General features: G+C 44.5%; 16 protein-coding genes, 1 tRNA gene and 2 pseudogenes. 10 read left to right on the top strand and 9 right to left on the bottom strand.

Going from position 1 to position 19,070, the window contains the following annotated elements; translation table 11 throughout:
- Positions 1–130: 130 nt before the first annotated feature.
- Positions 131–1,834, bottom strand: coding sequence for a S41 family peptidase (locus H8S84_RS09595; protein ID WP_187067096.1), 1,704 nt, complete (start codon positions 1,832–1,834; stop codon positions 131–133).
- A gap of 435 nt (positions 1,835–2,269) precedes the next feature.
- On the opposite strand from H8S84_RS09595, the pseudogene trxA reads away from it, so the two are divergent.
- A pseudogene (gene trxA / locus H8S84_RS09590) lies at positions 2,270–2,602 on the top strand (thioredoxin); the annotation flags it as partial.
- Between the two features lie 65 nt (positions 2,603–2,667).
- Here the strand turns inward: trxA and H8S84_RS09585 are convergent.
- Both H8S84_RS09585 and H8S84_RS09580 read right to left on the bottom strand, forming a co-directional pair.
- Positions 2,668–3,174, bottom strand: a complete 507-nt coding sequence (locus H8S84_RS09585) for a DUF421 domain-containing protein (protein WP_230407123.1) — start codon at positions 3,172–3,174, stop codon at positions 2,668–2,670.
- A gap of 44 nt (positions 3,175–3,218) precedes the next feature.
- The gene (locus H8S84_RS09580; protein WP_187067094.1) at positions 3,219–5,147 is read right to left on the bottom strand and encodes a hypothetical protein; all 1,929 of its coding nucleotides are present in this window, start codon (positions 5,145–5,147) and stop codon (positions 3,219–3,221) included.
- Between the two features lie 135 nt (positions 5,148–5,282).
- On the opposite strand from H8S84_RS09580, the gene H8S84_RS09575 reads away from it, so the two are divergent.
- Positions 5,283–5,684 (top strand): DUF5329 family protein, encoded by a 402-nt coding sequence (locus tag H8S84_RS09575; protein ID WP_187067093.1) that lies wholly within the window; start codon positions 5,283–5,285, stop codon positions 5,682–5,684.
- Positions 5,685–5,753: 69 nt separating this feature from the next.
- Positions 5,754–6,122 (top strand): SpoIIAA family protein, encoded by a 369-nt coding sequence (locus H8S84_RS09570; RefSeq protein WP_187067092.1) that lies wholly within the window; start codon positions 5,754–5,756, stop codon positions 6,120–6,122.
- Positions 6,123–6,186: 64 nt separating this feature from the next.
- Here H8S84_RS09570 and H8S84_RS09565 read toward each other — a convergent pair.
- Positions 6,187–7,217 (bottom strand): annotated as a pseudogene (locus tag H8S84_RS09565) (isoaspartyl peptidase/L-asparaginase family protein).
- Positions 7,218–7,315: 98 nt separating this feature from the next.
- On the opposite strand from H8S84_RS09565, the gene H8S84_RS09560 reads away from it, so the two are divergent.
- Together H8S84_RS09560 and H8S84_RS09555 are read left to right on the top strand one after the other, a co-directional pair.
- Positions 7,316–7,870 (top strand): hypothetical protein, encoded by a 555-nt coding sequence (locus tag H8S84_RS09560; RefSeq protein ID WP_187067091.1) that lies wholly within the window; start codon positions 7,316–7,318, stop codon positions 7,868–7,870.
- A gap of 239 nt (positions 7,871–8,109) precedes the next feature.
- Positions 8,110–8,820, top strand: a complete 711-nt coding sequence (locus tag H8S84_RS09555) for an OmpA/MotB family protein (RefSeq protein ID WP_187067090.1) — start codon at positions 8,110–8,112, stop codon at positions 8,818–8,820.
- 390 nt (positions 8,821–9,210) lie between these two features.
- On the opposite strand, the gene H8S84_RS09550 is transcribed toward H8S84_RS09555, so the two are convergent.
- Both H8S84_RS09550 and H8S84_RS09545 read right to left on the bottom strand, forming a co-directional pair.
- Positions 9,211–9,720, bottom strand: a complete 510-nt coding sequence (locus H8S84_RS09550; RefSeq protein ID WP_187067089.1) for a DUF6141 family protein — start codon at positions 9,718–9,720, stop codon at positions 9,211–9,213.
- A 145-nt stretch (positions 9,721–9,865) separates the two neighbouring features.
- Positions 9,866–11,005, bottom strand: coding sequence for a cystathionine gamma-synthase (locus tag H8S84_RS09545; RefSeq protein WP_187067088.1), 1,140 nt, complete (start codon positions 11,003–11,005; stop codon positions 9,866–9,868).
- A 175-nt stretch (positions 11,006–11,180) separates the two neighbouring features.
- Between H8S84_RS09545 and H8S84_RS09540 the strand changes: the two genes are divergently transcribed.
- Complete coding sequence (locus H8S84_RS09540) at positions 11,181–11,903, top strand: TVP38/TMEM64 family protein (protein ID WP_187067087.1); 723 nt, start codon at positions 11,181–11,183, stop codon at positions 11,901–11,903.
- Positions 11,904–11,970: 67 nt separating this feature from the next.
- A tRNA-Arg gene (locus H8S84_RS09535) sits at positions 11,971–12,044 on the top strand.
- A 148-nt stretch (positions 12,045–12,192) separates the two neighbouring features.
- Here H8S84_RS09535 and H8S84_RS09530 read toward each other — a convergent pair.
- Positions 12,193–12,528, bottom strand: coding sequence for a hypothetical protein (locus H8S84_RS09530; RefSeq protein WP_187067086.1), 336 nt, complete (start codon positions 12,526–12,528; stop codon positions 12,193–12,195).
- Positions 12,529–12,770: 242 nt separating this feature from the next.
- On the opposite strand from H8S84_RS09530, the gene H8S84_RS09525 reads away from it, so the two are divergent.
- The gene (locus H8S84_RS09525; protein WP_317175438.1) at positions 12,771–13,184 is read left to right on the top strand and encodes a BrxA/BrxB family bacilliredoxin; all 414 of its coding nucleotides are present in this window, start codon (positions 12,771–12,773) and stop codon (positions 13,182–13,184) included.
- Positions 13,185–13,258: 74 nt separating this feature from the next.
- On the opposite strand, the gene purD is transcribed toward H8S84_RS09525, so the two are convergent.
- Complete coding sequence (gene purD / locus H8S84_RS09520; protein WP_187067084.1) at positions 13,259–14,548, bottom strand: phosphoribosylamine--glycine ligase; 1,290 nt, start codon at positions 14,546–14,548, stop codon at positions 13,259–13,261.
- A gap of 209 nt (positions 14,549–14,757) precedes the next feature.
- Positions 14,758–16,938 (bottom strand): DNA helicase RecQ, encoded by a 2,181-nt coding sequence (gene recQ, locus H8S84_RS09515; RefSeq protein WP_187067083.1) that lies wholly within the window; start codon positions 16,936–16,938, stop codon positions 14,758–14,760.
- Between the two features lie 64 nt (positions 16,939–17,002).
- Here recQ and H8S84_RS09510 point away from each other — a divergent pair, with 64 nt between their 5' ends.
- Entirely contained in the window at positions 17,003–17,974 is a 972-nt protein-coding gene (locus tag H8S84_RS09510; protein ID WP_187067082.1) for a KpsF/GutQ family sugar-phosphate isomerase, read from the top strand.
- Positions 17,975–17,979: 5 nt separating this feature from the next.
- Positions 17,980–19,056 (top strand): mannose-1-phosphate guanylyltransferase, encoded by a 1,077-nt coding sequence (locus H8S84_RS09505; protein WP_187067081.1) that lies wholly within the window; start codon positions 17,980–17,982, stop codon positions 19,054–19,056.
- The last annotated feature ends 14 nt before the right edge of the window (positions 19,057–19,070 follow it).

Here is a 19,070-nt window from a genome sequence, read left to right as displayed (position 1 = left end):
ATTACACCAATCTCACAACAATTTATTTATCAAACACTTACAAACACACTTATCACCTAAACACGCGCGATTTTGAACATACATTGTTTGAATCCGCACAATACCCATAGTACATGGTGCTTAAACCTGCCTATCTTTTAGTAGTTACAGAAAGCTTTCTGGCCTCCTCAACAGCGGCATCTAATACTGCATCCTTGCCTGCGGCTATACTATCAATAGTTGGTTTTACTACTTTGTCTATCTTCACTCCTTTTCGCTGCTCAAATGAATAGTCTACTCCATGCTCACCCACACCGGTAAAGGCAATGCGTGCTCCTCCGGGCAAAGATAGCCAAGTGATGTTGCCTGTGGTTCCAGCTGTTTGTGAACCTAAAATTGTTGTGTTTGGTCGTAGAGCTAATGTAAAGGCAAAACTCTCTCCTAAACTTTGTGTGTGCTCGTTTACCAATACAATCATACGGCCGCTATATGCAGCTAATTTAGAGGTATCGGTACGCTCAAATATCGATTTACTTTCTGTAAACAATCCAGGAAAATTTACCTGCGCGTTTATTACTGTAGAAGTTTGAAAGCTGCCGGAGAGCAATGCCGGTAAGGCCATCATGTAAACCTGGTAATTTGGATACCTCCTAAGATCCATGATCACAGTTTCAGCTTTCTTCAGGTCCTCAAACAAACTCCGTAGTTTAGCAGTATCTTGAATTGCCCCGAAATTTACCCAATACACATTTTCTGCTACTTCCCGCCACAGGTTCTGCTGTTTTGGCTTGTCGCTCAGTTTAACCAACTCCTGATACGGATATCGGCTTATGGTTCTGGTAAGGCGGCTGCCGTTTCTTTTCAGGTCAATAGTCGCGGAAGCTTTTGCATCTATGTTTAAGAGGTAGATAGCAACATCGCGGTGCGTAGCTGCTCTGTTAGAACCGACCATTAGCGGCCAGAGCTCTTTCATACGTTGCTTTATAGGTTTACCATTTATACTTACAAGTATATCCCCTACTCTGACATCTTCAGCTTTAGCGATAGAATCAGACTTAAGGCTGGTAATTACATACTTGCCATCCATGTAGCCAACCATAAAATGTGGATTTGGCCCCCACATTGCGTTAATAATTGGGCTGCTTACAAAGCTGTGGGTATCTACTAACTCTTTGTTGAGGCGCTGTATTGCCAGATGGTAATCCAGTTCGTTAGGTGCATTGGCGAACACAGGTATATACTGCAGCAGTACTCGTTCCCAAGCTTTACCTATACTATACTTGTGCGGATAAAAATAATTGATGGTGTTCCAGTAGCGAGCCAAGGCTAATAACCGTATTTCACTCTCCGGATAAGTTACTTTATCCAGCGGATCTTCTATAAATCGGATATAATCTAACGTATACTCTTTATACTTATTGGTAATGTACCTACTCTGCAGAGGCAGGTGCCGTTCATAGAGGTTTCTGAGCTGCTGCTTTAAGACAACGCTTACTTTGTAGTCAGCGATCTCACTTACAGCAAAGACAGTCTTTGTAGTATCTGCTTTCGGAATGTTGTAGCTATCGGCAAGTGTTGGGGCAGGAACAGAAGTATATAAATCTTCCATCAGCGCATCAAACTCCTGTTGGTTTTGGGCCTCTGCCACCTTGGGAGTAAGAGCCACAAATACAGAATCCCAGTTTATACTTCCTGCTGCCACCTCTGGGTGGTAATACTTCATTAGCCCCCATACTTTAGTAAAGGTTGCTACACGCTCAATTGTTTTTTTGCCGAGTGGTTTTGGAGCGGCATTAGTATAGTTTAAGATAAAGCACGCTAGTACGAGCAAAAAGCACGTCTTTGGTAATTTCATAGTTTTAGGTTTAGCAGGTACAGTATGGCTGTATATCAGTTTTGTTACCGCCACACTACCTTAGATGCTCAAACAATGGCTAAAGTTGCCTGCTGCTTCTAGGGTTTTACAGACTGATGCTAGAATAAAGACCTTAAGCCCCTTTCTCTGCGCCTGGCCTTTACACATTGCTGGTTGTTTTGCCTTCGCTACTATAATGCGGAAAGTTTACTTTATTATACCGTTGCTTTTGCTCGCAAAACTTTTATTTACAACATTTGTTTATACAAACAATTTATACTTGCAACTGCTATTTGTCGTAAGTAAACAGATACAGTAACACTAAAACGTATAACTAACAGGACAGCTTGTCAGGTAAACAGAGTTTGGGCAGATATTTGCCAAACCTATATTTGTTACTATATTTAAGAACAGAATTTAACACAACAAACCGTTAAAGTTATGGCTAACAAAGCAATAGAGATCACAGACGCGAATTTTGATGAGATCATCAATTCAGATAAACCAGTATTAGTAGACTTTTGGGCAGAGTGGTGCGGACCTTGCCGCATGGTAGGCCCGATTGTAGAAGAGCTTGCTGGCGAGTACGAAGGCAAAGCCGTTATTGGTAAGGTCGACGTAGACGCTAACCCACAGACTTCTGCCAAATTTGGTATCCGAAGCATACCAACGCTTCTTGTTTTTAAGAACGGCGAGGTTGTAGATAAGCAGGTTGGTGCTGTACCTAAAAATATCCTGTCTCAGAAGCTGGATGCCCAAATGGCATAAGTGTTTTCAGACAAAACAAAGCGGCCTCTTCTGCAATTGCAGAAGAGGCCGCTTTGTTTTGTGCCTTATTCTTTACAAACTATACTTATGTCTCCGCTTCGCTCCAAATAGGCTCTGTAAATGCTGCTGATCTCGGGCTTATGCCCCGCGTTACGGAGCGCCTCTTTTATATCGTTTTCGGTTACGCTGCTGCTGCGCATTGTATCCCTTTGCAATTCCCCGTCTTTAACCAGTGCTTTGGGTTTGCCTTTAATCATGTTGCCAAAGCCAAATGAAGAATGATAGGCCGCTACAGCTAGTATTTTGTGCAATATAACCAAGGTTAAGGCTGCAAATATTGTGGGCCAGAAAGGTGAATTGCCTGTTATGGCACGACTTAAAACCGAGCCGTAAATAATCCCTAATATAATGTCAAAAGCCGTATTCTTACCAAAAATGCGGTGGTTACCCATCCGGATAATGGCCAGCGCTGCGAAAAATACAACAATGGCCCTTAAAGACATTTGCCACCAACTTAGTGACTCAACCCCAATACCCAACAAGTGATCTATTGTTTCCAAAGCATCTTGCATACTTCAGAAAACGAACAGCGACCTGAAGAGTTACTTAAACTGTTTTAGTTTGTGTCGCTGCAATTGCAAAGGCTCTTATCCAACGCGTACAGTATTTCAAAATTCTGCTCTACCTCCTTTATGTGTTGCTGCAGCTTATTATTGTACTCCTGCACTTTTGGAAGCTTTATAGCTTCCGGCTCCTGCTTATTAAGCTGGTCCAATTGGTTTATGCTTTTGCCAAACTCCGTGTTCTTCTCCTGCATCCGGCTAACATACTGTTCGAGTGTTGTATTGCTAGATGTAGTTGCCGTTTGCAAATTACTGTCGATGCAGAGTTGCTTTTTCAGATACTTGAATACTGTTTGCTCAGCCAGTTGATTCAGCTCGGATTTCTTTTTAAGTGCCTGCTTTAGTTTATAACTATCGTAACGCTTGTTATAATCGGTCACGGCATCGCGTACTTTTTCGCGGCAGCTCTGGCACTTGCTCGACGCTGCTTTATCGAGCAGGGTGTTGCGCTGCGCCAGCGTTTCGTCGTTGGCCTGTGCCTCGTTTAATTTCTGCAGATCCTGGGCAAATACATCATTATACTGCTGGTCTTCCAGTTTTTTGATTAGCCTTATAATCGCCTCGCCCTCTACAGATGCTGAAAGAAACTCCGGCCTTGGCAGCTCCACTGCGTACAGTTTTGCAAGTGCGGCCTCACGCTTTTCAGGCGTATTCCAGCTTTTGGGCTCGTTTTCCAGCTCACGCAGGGTATTAACCAATATTTTACCGTTTTTCAGGTTGTGGTCGGCTTCTAAGTATAGATCGGCATTACCCAGTATGGATTCATACTCAGGTTTGAAAATGTTAATGTAGGTGCTGTTCTTGGAGAACTCTTTCTCGCGGGCATCAAACGTGCTTTTAAGGCGCTTGTACTCCTGCACTATACCAAACAGGTTTTTTGCATTTACCTCCGGGCTGTTGTTGCGGTAGTTCAGGCGGTACGTGTTCAGGTTCTGCTTCATCTCGGCAAACACGCGCAGAAACTCTACATATAATTTCTCCTGCCTAAAAGTCTCGTCGTTTACTAGCTTTTGCTCGTAGGCGCTTACAATTTTTTGCTTGCGCTTCTCAATCAGGTCCAGTGTTACCTCGTCGCCAGTTAACACATCCATTTTGTAAAGCGACTTATAATTGGCCACCACCATGAACGGGTAATCTTTATAGCCAATAAACTCTTCCAGGCTTTTACGGTCTAGCTTGTTCGAGTTTTTAGAAAGATAATCCCCCAGCTTAACAGATTTTATACTTACCCCCTTTACATCGCTTGGCACAAACACATAAATGCGCACCGAGTGCAGGCGCGTGTCAAAGTCCTGGCCTTCGTATAACCGGATCGTGGAGCTGAACTTATACTCCTTTTTGCCAGTGCGGGCATTAAGCAGATTACCAAACTCACCAACTAAGGAAAGCACTGCACTTGATGGGTTAGTAAGTTTTGAAAGATTTACCAATTGGTTTGCCACCAGGCTAAACACCTGATCGCCGTCGTTATTTGTAACCGCCTTTGCGTTAATTACAGCATCAATGCTGTTCTGTGTAGATGACAGTGGCATTTTATCGATAATACGCACCACCTCCAGGTGATCGCTTACCTGTGTTTTATACTCCCGCTTATCGTGGTTGATATAGAAGTTGTAAAGCGGGTAAACGATTGCATCGTTACCAAACAGCTTCATGTTCTTTAGCTGTGCTGTAATAAAGAGGTACTCCAGCGAGTTGCCATACTTCTTTTTAGGCTTTCTTACCCCTTTCTCCAGCTCATTCAGCACACGGGTAAACTTGTTGCCATTAAACAGGTAAATATCAGTAGACAGGTACTGCCATTCATCCGTAAAAGCAAAATCATCGTTGTAGCTGTATCCCAGTCGGGTTTCGATGTTGCGTTGGGCAAAAGCCTGCTGGCAAAGTAGCAGCAGAAAGAAAGCGAAAACTATTTTCCTCATAAACTACGTTAATGTCTTGTAACGGTGCATTTAGAATACCGTGGCAGCAAAACGTTATTGATTGAACATAAGTGCATTAAAATTGCTAATAATAACGCTATAATCATAAAATAATTATTTAAAGAAAGTAAAGGTATGTTAAGATATGTGATGTTGGGATTTATACTACTGCTAAGCTCTGGCAGCCTGCTGGCTGGTAATACCTTGCTTCCTGCGGGCAGTGTTAAAGAACATACAAAAGTAGAGCTAACAGAGGTGCAGAAGGTGCATCGCTTGATACAGTTTGTAAGAGGTATGAAAGACGCCACTTTTGTACGAAACGGTAGCGAACACACGTGCAAGGAGGCAGCAGATCACCTGCAATCCAAGTGGGAAAAGCATAAAAACAGTATCGGTTCTGCAAGAGACTTTATAGAGAAACTGGCATCGAAGTCAGGATTTTCCGGCGAACCGTACAAGATCAGGTTTAAAGATGGAACGGAACATACTACCAACGCCATACTAACCAAAGAACTGGAGCGTTTAGAAAGCCTGTAGCTATATTTGCTCCATTTACACCAGTAGGCCAGCTACAGACAGCTTGTAATTTTAACCAAACTTACGCATATGATACAGTTATTAGAAGAAGCGAAAGATGATCTGGTAGCGTTCAGGATAACTGGGCATGTTGATAAGAGTGATTATGATGTGATGTTGCCCTTGCTTGATGAAAGGATTAAGCAGCACGGAAAAATTAGAGTGTATGCTGAGGTTCAGCTTGTAGAGGATTTCTCTATCAGGGCATTGTGGGAAGATATCAAGTATGACTTTACACATGCATCAGACTTTAGCAGAGTTGCCATTGTAGGCGACCAGAAGTGGCTGGATTGGGTAACGCTGGCTGCAAAACCATTTACCACAGCCGAGGTAAAGTACTTCGATTTCTCACAACGAGAGCAGGCCTGGTCTTGGATACACGCGCAGCAACAAGTATAAACTACAAAGCAAAGAAGCCAGAACTACACTTCCGGCCTCTTTGCTTTTGAAAGGTTTGCTTAAACTAGTCTTTGTAGATTGACACCTCCGCTTTTCCATTTTTGATTACTCCACGGTACATGCCCGCAGAGTTGAAAGGCATGGCATAATTACCATTTTTATCCAAGGCAATTACACCTCCCTCACCACCGAAATCAACCAGCTTTTTCATAACCACTTCGTCAGCGGCTTTCTTTACGGTGTAGTTTTTATACTTCATTAGGGCAGCTATATCATGGGCTACCACAGCACGAATAAAGTACTCGCCGTGGCCAGTTGCCGAAACGGCACAGCTACTGTTATCGGCGTAGGTGCCTGCACCAATAATGGGTGCGTCTCCTACCCGACCATAGCGTTTGTTGGTCATGCCGCCCGTAGAAGTTGCTGCCGCCAGATTACCATAAGCATCCAGGGCCACTGCCCCTACTGTACCAAACTTTTTGCCTTCAATAAAAATGTTCTCGTTGCTGCCGGTGCCGCCATCATGGTCAAGCTGCGTTTTCTCTTTGTCTTTAATCTGCTGCAGTTGCTTAAAGCGGGTCTCAGTGTAAAAGTATGATGGGTCTACCAGCTCTATGTCTTTCATCTTGGCAAACCTCTCTGCTCCTGCGCCTATCATCATCACATGCTCCGACTTCTCCATTACAGCACGCGCCGCTGTAATTGGGTTTTGATGGTAGTTACACTGGCAATAGAACCTGCTTTTAGTGTTTTACCGTCCATAATGGCGGCGTCCATTTCGTTTTTACCCTCGTTCGTGAACACAGCGCCTTTGCCCGCATTAAACAACGGCGAGTCTTCCATTACTTTAACGGTGGCCTCTACGGCATCCAGGCTGCTGCCGCCTTTCTTTAAAACAGCGTATCCCACCTGCAGGGCCTCATTCAGCTTTTCGCGGTAGGCTTTTTCTTTTTCAGGCGTCATGTTTTCGCGGGTAATGGTGCCCGCACCGCCATGTATAACCAAGGTAATTTTGCTGTAATCTGGTTTTGTCTGCGCAAAGCTTACCAGGCTTACAAACAGGTACACAAACAATAAGTATGTTCTCTTTTTCATGGTCTGCTTTATAAGGTTACAATCTTATTTAAGGACGTTAATTTTAGCGTGTTTGGTACAATTTAGTAAAATTGCGGCAATAGCTTTTTCTTGAACTTATGTTTCTACTGCGCCTTAGGCACTGGCTGGCATTTCTGCTGCTCTTCGTTTTCCCGTTCATTATTCGATATGCCTTAACTGAGCTTTTTGCTTTTACAGGCATGTCAGTGCCTGCTCCGCTTGCTGTTGTGTTAGATGCATTGCCCACCCTTGTGCCTGTATACTGGCTGTGGCGGATGGGTTTATACTTTTACAGACGCCTGCCGGCCAGCATAAAAATCAGCGCAATATACTTCCACCTGGCCGCCTTATACTTTGCGCTCTACATCCTCCTCCTTATTTATACTTTAGGGTATGTGCGCGATAGTATAGCCGATGGCATGCTGCCCTTAGGAATGCTGGCGCTTTTACTACCGATACACCTGTTTGCCACATTCTGTTACCTCTACATGGTCTATTTTGTAGCACGCTCCATAGCAAGCGTAGAACAGCAAAGGATTATTACACTAGAGGCGTACATTTTGCCTCTGGCGCAGGTATTATTCCTGCCAATAGGCATTTGGTTTCTACAACCGCGCCTGAACAGACTCACCTCTAAACTACCTATACCTTAGTAAATTACAATGCATTGTTTTAACATCTTTTTAAAATAAGTACAATTCAAAAGGCAGTATTAGAATTTATATAGAAACAATACAATATATCAGAGAAATAAGCGTTTAGCAGCAAATATTTGAGTGATAATTAAGGATTTCTTTACTTTTTTTAGTTTACAGAACAATCTTTTACCATATTTGCAAACTAATAAAATAACTGAGTAATTAAACTTTAAACAACAAATTCACAAACGCACATGAAATTCAACTTCTTAAAAGCGGCGTTCTCTATGCTGCTGTGCTCGTCTCTAATGGTATCTTGTGTTTCTTCTAAGAAGTACGAAGATTTGAAAGCTAGCAAAGAGGCTCAGGAGCGCGAGCTTGCTGATTCTAAGGCTAAAGCTGATCAACTGGCTGCTTCGCTTAAAGAGCGTGAGCAGAAGCTTGCTGAAATGGAGCGTGCCATGAATGAGCAGCAGAAAGTATTAGACAACCTTAAAAATGAGGTTAATACTGCTTTACAGGGCTTCAACCAAGGCGACCTTAGCGTTAGCGTGAAAGACGGAAAAGTTTATGTTTCTATGTCTGACAAGCTTCTTTTCGCAACTGGTAGCACTAAAGTAAACTCTGGTGGCCAGAAGGCCATTAACCAACTGGTAGACGTTCTTAAGAAAAACCAGCAGGTTGGTGTAATGGTAGAAGGCCACACAGACGACGTAACAGTTGCTAATGGCATGAAATACCTGACTGACAACTGGGATCTGAGCGTACTTCGCGCTACTGAGATCACTCGTATGATGACTGAGAAAGGTCTTTCTCCAGACAGAATCACGCCAGCTGGCCGTTCTTACTATATGCCAGTTGATACAGGACGTTCTGCTGAGGCGAAAGCTAAAAACCGTCGTACTGAGATCATCCTGACTCCAGACTTCACTGAGATCTACAAGATCCTGGGTATCCAGGCGTAGTTTTAAGCTAAACAAAGTATAAAAAGCCGGTGCTCTGAGAAGGGCACCGGCTTTTTTGTTTGTCTGAATCACGATTTACAGGATTTTAGGATGCACAGGATTTCCCTTAGTGTTGTGGCTCGATTGCCCTCTTTAGCTAAGGGGAGATAAAAGAGTGGTTGGACCCGGCGCTGCAGAAAAATGCACATCTTTTTTACCTGCTAACGATTGTCATCCCCCTACCCCCTTCGAAGGGGGACATTACTGCTATTAATGTTTGCTGAGGTATTAGCACCGAAGCTGTTGCCTAACATGCCCTCGCACAAGATTTTGAGATGATAAGTCGAAGATCCCGAATTTGATCCAGGAAAGGACTAGGGACAGTTGGAAGAGGAAGCGAGTAACTAGCAATCACCTCAGCTCCTTTGCCAGCTTAATAGCTTCATAAAGTGCTGGTGCGTCCTGCGACCCAATTAACAAAGGCTTTCGGTTGTAGAAGTATAGTTTCACCCCTTCGTTGCCGGACATGTTATAAGCTTTGCCTTTAAAGCCCCACCGTATGCCCCACCCACCGTAGTCTCCTATGGGGTTGTAAATTACCTGTTCAAAATCACGGACCAAGTGCAGCGGGATGATTTTTGGCTTTACATGAAAAGGCCAGAAGCGCAATTGTATCTCTCCGGGCCTCACCTCAGTGCTTAAGTTCATCTTGTAAAAGAACCATGGCATCCCCACTCCCATCAAGCCCAGAAGAATTGCCAGTTGCACATCAGACACTGGCCTGTTGCCAAACTGCCCTCCAAGTATAACCTGGTAAATAAAGCCTGCCCAGAACACAGTTGCTGCGCCAAGTAGAATTATCCACAGCCAGAACTGCTTAAACCGTTGCCGCTCCCTGAAAAGTATAACGTGGTCAGTCACTTTCTCGACACAAGATATTTAGAAAATGGATTTCAATTTACTACGATCAAACAAAGTACAGAGTAGTTTATATGTAAAAAAGCCGCCAGCTAAATCAAATCAGCAAGCAGCCTCTTTCAGTGCACCTTTAGTCTTTTAACAAAAACTACCCTATCGCTTTTTCTAGATCAGCAATCAGATCTTCGGCATCTTCTACACCTACACTTAGTCTTATCAACGAATCGCTAAGTCCGGCTTTCATACGGTCTTCTTTTGGAATGCTGGCATGGGTCATGGTGGCAGGGTGGCCGCACAGCGACTCTACACCTCCCAGCGACTCTGCTAAGGCAAACAACTTCAGGTTTTCCAGCACATTAGTAGCATCTTCCACTTTATCGCCTTTAAGAACAAAAGACACCATACCTCCGAAGTCACGCATTTGCTCTTTAGCAACTTGATGACCAGGATGATCTTCGAAACCTGGCCAATATACTTTCTCTACCTCTGGATGACTTTTAAGATACTCAGCCACTTTACGCCCGTTCTGACAGTGGCGCTCCATGCGCAGGTGCAATGTTTTGATGCCACGCAGTACCAGGAAGCAGTCCTGCGGTCCTGGAGTGCCACCACATGAGTTCTGAATAAAAGCAAGGCGGTCACGCAGGCCATCATCATTTACCACAACAGCACCCATCACCACATCAGAGTGGCCTCCCATATACTTTGTGAGCGAGTGCATCACAATATCGGCACCTAAATCAAGCGGTGTTTGCAAGTATGGCGTGGCAAAAGTATTATCGGCAACCAATAACAGGTTATGCTTTTTGGCAATGCCGGCACATCCTTTTATGTCAATAATATTCAGAAGCGGGTTAGTTGGTGTTTCTACCCAGATCATTTTCGTGTTCTCGTTTACCAGCGCCTCTACCTTGCTTAGGTCGGCCATGTTGGTAAAGTGGAATTTGATGCCGTAGTTCTGGAATATCTTGGTAAAAATGCGGTAGCTGCCACCGTACAGGTCATTAGTAGAAATAACCTCATCGCCAGGGGCAAGTAATTTGATGATCGTATCTATGGCAGCCATACCAGAGGCGAAGCAAAGGCCATGTGTGCCATTTTCCAACGCTGCTACCGCGTTCTGCAACTGTGTGCGGGTTGGGTTATGGGTACGCGAATACTCATAGCCTTTATGGTCGCCAGGAGAACGCTGCACATAAGTAGAAGTCTGGTAGATAGGCGTCATGATGGCGCCTGTGGCTGGGTCTGGCTCTACGCCAGCGTGTATAGCTTTTGTTCCGAATTTCATAGTCAAAGTATATTTTTAGAATAAGCGGTATACTGCAAGTTATAAAATTAAAGGCAGAAGAGGGCACTGCAGTTTATACTTGGTACAAGCCATTTCAGAAAGCATTTTTAAAGCCGCAAAAATCTTTTGTCCTTTGTATTTCGTCTATTGCTAAGTATAAACCAAAGCCTACTGCATGAAATTTATCCCGCTGCTGCGCAACCTTGTTCGTGAAAATGCCTCTACGTTTGTGTCGATGTTGCTTTTGGTGGTGGTGCCGGTAGTAGTTAGCTCTACACTGGCTTTTATACTTTATCAGTACCAGGACTTCTTGCGTGAGCTAACATGGCTGCAGATGCTGCTATACTTTGCGGTAATATCTGTAACGATGGCCTTTGCCCTCACACCCACCACTTTTGTGGCACTTGTCAGTGGCTTTTACCTGGGCTGGAATGGTTTTGCAGGCATAGTAATATCGTATGGCATTGCGGCTTTGGTAGGTTACGGCCTGGCCCAACTAATTGACCATGGCAAGATGATGAGCTTCCTGAACCGCTTCGAAAAAGCCCGCATACTAATGCAGGAGCTGCGTAACCAAAGCTGGAGCCTTATCTTTTTAACACGTATTTCGCCGGTACTACCCTTTGCCCTGATGAACTTTGTGCTGTCGCTTCTGCAAGTAAACAAGCGTAAATTTTTTCTGGCAAGTATAGTGGGCATGCTCCCCCGCACGCTTTTCTTTTTCTGGATCGGCACTCAGGCCAACGACATCATAAAATTACTTCAAAACCCCGACAGCGGAGCCGGCGGACAAATTCTCATGATCTCCCTGATAGTCATTTCGATAGGTGGTTTATACTTTGTTTTTGACCGTGCTCTGAAAAAAGCCCTACGCAACGCTACCGCAAAAAATGAGTAAAATTTTAGAAAAGGACTTGCGTATAATCAAAAAACGCCGTTACTTTGCACCATAATAACGGTAAAACGGTCACGTAGCTCAACTGGATAGAGCATCTGACTACGAATCAGAAGGTTAGGGGTTCGACTCCCTTCGCGACCACCGAAAAAGCCTCTTAGAGAAATCTGAGAGGCTTTTTTTATTTTAGCTAAATTTAGTCTCGGGTACATCACTATAATGAAAAAAGCCAAGTACCGCCCTATACAAGATAGTTTGGTACTTGGCTTTGTGTCTTATTACTGTAAAAGCTTTAAGCTAGTATATTTTCTGCTGACATCAGGTTCTTTTGGCGGTCTTGCAACTCCTTTAATTCGTGCTCTCCTGCACCGTTCTTTGAAAGGTCAGCGTACAGTTTATTCCAATTATAGAACAGCTTCCAGGTCTCAGATCCTTTGCAGTGGTGCTCCTCTTTTTTGGTCATAGGGCGGGTGTAGAACGGCTCCAGAATCACATCTTCTTCCCACAAGGGCACATCAATAGTATAGCGCTGGCTGTTAAGCACTTTGATAATCTCGGCACTATTGCCGTTGCGCGCGGCCAGATAATAATACCTGACACAGGCCTTGTTGTTTTCAGGGTGAAGCATAAGAATCTACTTTAGCTGTGTAAAAAACTTTGCCGTACTTCACCTATACTTCAATTAATGAACGGAGTTATAGCTAAACAGCAGATTCATAGAACATTACTACAAAATATTTATAACATTTTATTTTTGCTGCTCTAAGTTAATTATAGCCTCTTATCCTGTTGGTTAGTAACTTTATTTAATGAGATTTTGTTAATTTTGCAGCACATTGTTCATTACTTAAATAATTGAATTCTATGGGAATGTATCCTGAATATATGGTTGCCCCGATCCGTGAAGACTTAACCTCTTCTGGCTTTGAGCAATTAATGACACCTGAGGAAGTAGAGCAGGCTTTAAAAACTGAAGGCACTGTTTTGCTTGCTGTAAACTCTGTGTGTGGTTGTGCTGCCTCTAAGGCACGCCCTGCACTTAAAATGGCTGTTGCAGCCGGCGATAGAACTCCAACCAAACTTGTAACTGTGTTTGCGGGCATGGAACAGGATGCTGTTGCCAAAGCACGTGAGTACATGCTGCCATATCCTCCATCATCTCCGTCTATTGCTTTGTTTAAGGATGGTGAGTTGGTGCACATGATCGAGCGCTACCACATCGAGGGGAACGAGTTGCATCGCATCGTTGATAACCTGAAAGGTGCTTTCGAAGCATACTGCTAAATTTACCCCAAGTATAAAACGACAGCGGCCGGTATGTAGAGTACCGGCCGCTGTCGTTTTATACTTATACTTGCTTACGCATGCATACCTCTCAGGTCAAAGCCAATATCGCGGCGGTAATTGCGGTCCTGCCAGGTAATGGCTTCGGCAGCAGCGTTGGCTTTTGCCAGTGCCTCCTCCATGGTGTCGCCTAGGGCAGTAACGGCAATTACACGGCCTCCGCTGTTCACGAGTTTATCACCTACCATTTTTGTACCCGCATGAAACACCATTACATCCTGCGGCACGTTTTCTATACCTGTAATCTCTTTGCCTTTCTCAAACCCCTCTGGGTAACCACCTGATACCAGGAACACCGTGGTAGCCGTACGCGGATCGATCTCCAGTTGATAGCTACCTAACGTATGGTCGTGCAAGGCCTTGAACAGCTCAAACAGGTCAGACTTAATGCGGGGAAGTATGGCCTCTGTCTCTGGGTCGCCCAGGCGTACGTTGTATTCAATTACATATGGGTCGCCGTTTACGTTCATCAAACCGATAAACAAGAAACCGGTGTAGCCCAAATTATCTGCCTGCATGCCCTGTAGCGTTGGCTCAATTACACGCTCCTTTACCTTGGCCATAAAGGCATCATCTACAAACGGCACCGGAGAAATTGCTCCCATGCCACCTGTGTTCAGGCCTGTGTCTCCTTCGCCAATGCGCTTATAATCTTTTGCCTCCGGCAGCAGTACGTATTCTTTACCATCGGTAAGTATAAACACCGACACCTCTATACCATGCAGATACTCCTCTATTACCACTTTGCTGCTGGCATTGCCAAAACGCTTGTTGCGCAGCATGGCGTCCAGTGCATCAAAGGCCTCATCGTAATCCTGTGCTATAATCACACCTTTACCTGCAGCCAGTCCATCAGCTTTTAGCACTACAGGGTACGTGTGCCCCTTCAGGTAATCGCAGGCTTTGGCAAAGGTCTCTTCGGTAAAGGTTTGGTAACGCGCAGTTGGGATGTTATACTTCTGGAAAAAAGCTTTGCAGAAATCTTTACTTCCCTCCAGCATAGCACCTGCTTTTTTAGGCCCTACAATCAGGATGTGCCGCAGGTACTCTTTCTCCTGGAAGTAATCGTGTATACCCTCTACCAGCGAATTCTCCGGCCCTACCACCATCATCATAATGTTGAAGTCTGTCGCAAACTTTGCTACCTCCTCAAAGTCGTGGATATTGATGCTGGCGTTTGTGTGAAATTCGGATGTTCCGGCATTACCGGGCGCCACAAAGATTTTGTCGCAATATTCGCTCTGGCTTAGTTTCCAGGCAATGGCGTGTTCTCTGGCTCCTGACCCGATGATTAGTACGTTCATAGTTTGATTGCTAATAGCTGGTTGTTAATTGCTGTACTCAGCGCCGTTAAAAGTACTGTTGCGAAGTTATGAATTTATACTTGCCTGTGCAGCACAATCTACAGTTTTATACTTTGTAAGGTTATACTTTATCTTAAACAAAAAGGCCGTTGTAGTACTACAACGGCCTTTTTAATATGCTTCTTGTCAAACAATAAGGTATTAGCAATTTAGTTAGCGTACTCCGATAAGAACTTAATGCGCATCAAACGCAGGTCTTCTTCAGAGAAATCATCCGTGCCGAGTTCCTTCAGTGCCTCTCCGATGTTGTCGGTGCTGGCGTTCATAAAGTAGTCATAGATATCCTCCTGACGTTCCTGATCAAGTATATTGTTGATGTAGTAGTTCAGGTTAAGTTTTGTACCGGAGTAACAGATATGCTCGATCTCCTCGATCAACTCTGGCATTGTTAAATCTTTTGAACTAGCGATCTCCTCCAGGTCAACTTTCTTGTCTATCTGTTGGATGATGTAGATTTTGATCTTTGACTTGTTTACCGTCGTTTTAACCACCACATCGGCAGCTGTCACGATGTCGTTTTCCTCTACATACTTTGTGATCAGATCCAGGAACGGTTTACCGAACTTCTGTACCTTGCCCATGCCCACACCGGCTATATGCGCCAGGTCTTCTTTAGTGGTTGGGTAAACGGTAGCCATCTCTTTTAAAGATGGATCCTGGAACAGTACGTAAGGCGGCAGATTCTTTTCTTTTGCCAGCTTTTTACGCAGCGTCTTCAGCAGGTCGAACAGCACTTCGTCGTGACCGGCTGCTGCCTGACTCTCCTCTTTCTCTTCGTCTTCTTTCACTTCCTGCTCGTAATTATGATCTTTAGTTAACTGTATAGGCTGTGGGTTTGCTATAAAGTCAAGTCCTTTCCGGGTCAGTTTTACAACGCCGAAATTCTCAATATCTTTCTCCAGGAACTCCGATAAAAGGATTTGGCGCAGCACCGAACTCCAGAACTGCACGTCCTGCTCTTTGCCTGCAGCAAATACTTCCAGTTTGTCGTGGTCGTAGCTGGTAACATACTGGTTGCGCAAACCAGTAAGTACAGCCGTAATGTGGTCTATACCGAAACGCTCGCCGGTTTGCTGCACAGCTTTAAGTGCCAACTGCACTTCTTCCTGCGCCTCAAAACGCTCTTTCGGGTGCAGGCAGTTATCGCAGAAACCACAGTCTTTCTCGTAAGCCTCACCAAAGTAATGCAGCAACTGCTTGCGGCGGCACACAGCAGAATCGGCGTAAGCAGCCATCTCCTGCAGTAGCAGCTTCGAGTTGTCGCGTTCCGTTACCGGCTTATCTTTATTAAATTTCTCCAGCTTTACGATATCATCATAGCTGTAGTACATAATGCAGTTGCCTTCCAAGCCATCACGACCTGCGCGGCCGGTTTCCTGGTAATAGCCTTCAATAGATTTTGGCGTATCGTAGTGGATTACAAAGCGCACATCTGGCTTGTCGATACCCATACCGAAGGCAATAGTAGCTACAATTACGTCTGCATCTTCATTCAGGAAAGCGTCCTGATTGGCCATTCGTATACTTGAATCTAGCCCTGCATGGTACGGCAATGCTTTTACATCGTTTACACGCAGCAGTTCGGCAATCTCCTCTACTTTTTTGCGGCTCAGGCAGTACACAATGCCGCTCTTACCCTTGTTTTTCTTTACATACTGGATAAGCTGCTTTTTGGTATTGTGCTTTGGCCTAACCTCGTAGTATAAATTAGTACGGTTAAAAGAGGATTTGAAAACAGAGGCCTCATCCATTTGCAGGTTGCGCTGAATGTCCAGCTGCACTTTAGGCGTAGCTGTGGCAGTAAGCGCAATTATTGGCAGGTTGCCGATCTGGTCAATAATACCACGGATGCGGCGGTACTCCGGACGGAAATCATGCCCCCATTCCGAGATACAGTGTGCTTCGTCTATTGCAACAAAAGAGATATTAGAGCTACGTAAGAACTCAACAGTTTCTTCTTTGGTAAGCGACTCTGGTGCCACATACAACAGCTTCACCTCTCCGGCCAGTGTCTCCTTTTTAACTTTGTTGATCTCTGCCTTAGATAAAGTAGAGTTTAGGAAGTGCGCGTTAACCCCGAAGGCGTTAAGCTGATCTACCTGGTTTTTCATAAGGGCAATCAGCGGCGAAATAACGATAGCTGTGCCCGGTAAGGAAAGTGCAGGTAGTTGGTAACACAACGACTTGCCGGCGCCTGTAGGCATAATCACAAAGGTATTCTTGCCGTTGATAATGTTATTAATTATCAACTCTTGATTTCCTCTAAATTGATTATACCCAAAAACTTCCTTTAATTTGTTCTTGAGATTTACCTCTTGTTGTACTGACATGTAATCTTGCAGAAAATTATTCAAATGCATTGTACCTTTACGGGGTACTTAATACAAATTTAATTTGAATCTTGTTAATAATATAGCCCTTACGGCAAAAAAAGTCTTAACGGCCGAAGCTGACGCAATCGCCAGAATAGCAGAATTTATCGACGAAAGTTTTGAAAGATGCGTCGAAGCCATACTTCAGTCTAAAGGCCGTGTTGTGGTAACAGGAATTGGCAAAAGCGCCAACATCGCCACCAAAATTGTAGCCACCCTAAACTCTACCGGAACCCCTGCCCTTTTCATGCATGCCGCCGATGCAATTCACGGTGACTTAGGCATGATACAGCCAGATGATTTTGTGATCTGTATATCTAAGAGCGGCAACACGCCTGAGATAAAGGTACTAGTTCCGTTGCTTAAACGCAAAGGCTCTAAACTAGCAGCAATGGTCTCTAGTACAGACTCATACCTTGCCCAAAGCGCAGATTTTATACTTAACGCAAACGTAGAACGCGAGGCTTGCCCGCATAACCTGGCCCCTACCACCAGCACCACAACGGCTCTTGCTCTGGGCGATGCCCTTGCGGTTAGCCTGTTGGAGGCACGTGGTTTTAGCAGCTCTGACTTCGCGCACCTGCACCCAGGCGGCTCGCTGGGCAAACGCCTTTACCTGATGGTAGGCGACATCTATGGGTACAACCAGGCACCCAACGTTAATGAGAACGCCTCGTTAAAGGAGATTATTATTGAAATTTCCTCGAAGCGGTTAGGTGCAACAGCTGTTGTAAAAGACGGCAGCAAAGAGTTGGTGGGCATTATCACAGATGGAGACCTGCGCCGCATGCTAAACAAATATGATTCTACAGAAGGCATTAAGGCCAGCGATATCATGACACCATCGCCTTTAACCATAGAGCCTGAACAATATGCTGCAGAGGCACTCGCCATTATGCAGGAAAAAAGTATAACACAGCTAATTGTAACCAAATCTGGTATCTTTGAGGGATTCGTGCACCTGCACGACCTACTAAAAGAAGGACTTGTATAAAAATAATGGATAAGAACACTTACGTGGTGATAATGGCCGGCGGCATCGGAAGCCGCTTCTGGCCATTCAGCCGTACGAATTACCCAAAGCAGTTTCATGATGTGTTGGGTATTGGCGAAAGCATGCTGCAAATGACAGCAAAACGTTTCCAGGATATTTGCCCGCCGGAAAACGTGTATGTGGTAACCAACAAAGACTACGAGGATTTGGTAAAGCAACAGCTGCCTTTTCTGAGTGATAACCAGATTTTGCTTGAGCCCATTGGCCGTAACACCGCGCCTTGTATTGCCTATGCTTCCTATAAAATTGCACAGATAAACCCTAACGCCAATCTGGTGGTAACCCCATCAGACCACGTAGTGCTAAAACAGGAGGTGTTTACCAATGTAATTAAGGAGGCCGTTGCTGCTGCCGACAACAATGATGTTCTGATCACACTCGGCATCACCCCTAGCCGCCCAGACACTGGGTATGGTTATATTCAGTATTTAGGTGACGAAAGCCAAAGTATAAAAAAGGTTAAAACCTTTACAGAAAAACCTAACCTGGAGCTGGCCAACATGTTCCTGGAAAGCGGTGACTTTGTTTGGAACTCCGGCATATTTATCTGGAACGTTAAAAGTATACTGAGTGCTTTTAAAGCGCAGCTGCCAGAGATAACCGAGATATTTGAAGAAGGAGCCAGCACGCTAAATACCCCACAGGAGCAGAACTTTATTACCAGAGCCTACTCGCAGTGCCGCAACGTGTCTATCGACTACGGTATTATGGAGAAGGTAGACAATGTTTTTGTTCTGCTGGCTGATATTGGCTGGTCGGACCTTGGCACCTGGAACTCGCTTTACACGATAAACGATAAAGACGACAACGGCAATGTGATTGACGGAGAGGTACTTCTTTACGACACCAACAACTGTATTATTAAAACTCCGAAAGAGCGCCTGGTGGTGCTGCAGGGTTTAGAAGACTACATTGTAGCTGAGTACGATAATGTACTGATGGTTTGCAAAAAGTCTGAAGAGCAGAAAGTAAAGGAGTTTATGGCCGACGCCAAATCTAAAAAAGGCGTAGACTTTATTTAAGCTCTAGCAAAGTA

Origin of the sequence: Pontibacter cellulosilyticus, from assembly GCF_014306105.1 — a bacterium.
Taxonomy (GTDB): Bacteria; Bacteroidota; Bacteroidia; order Cytophagales; family Hymenobacteraceae; genus Pontibacter; species Pontibacter cellulosilyticus.
This window is presented reverse-complemented; position numbering and strand designations above follow the sequence as displayed.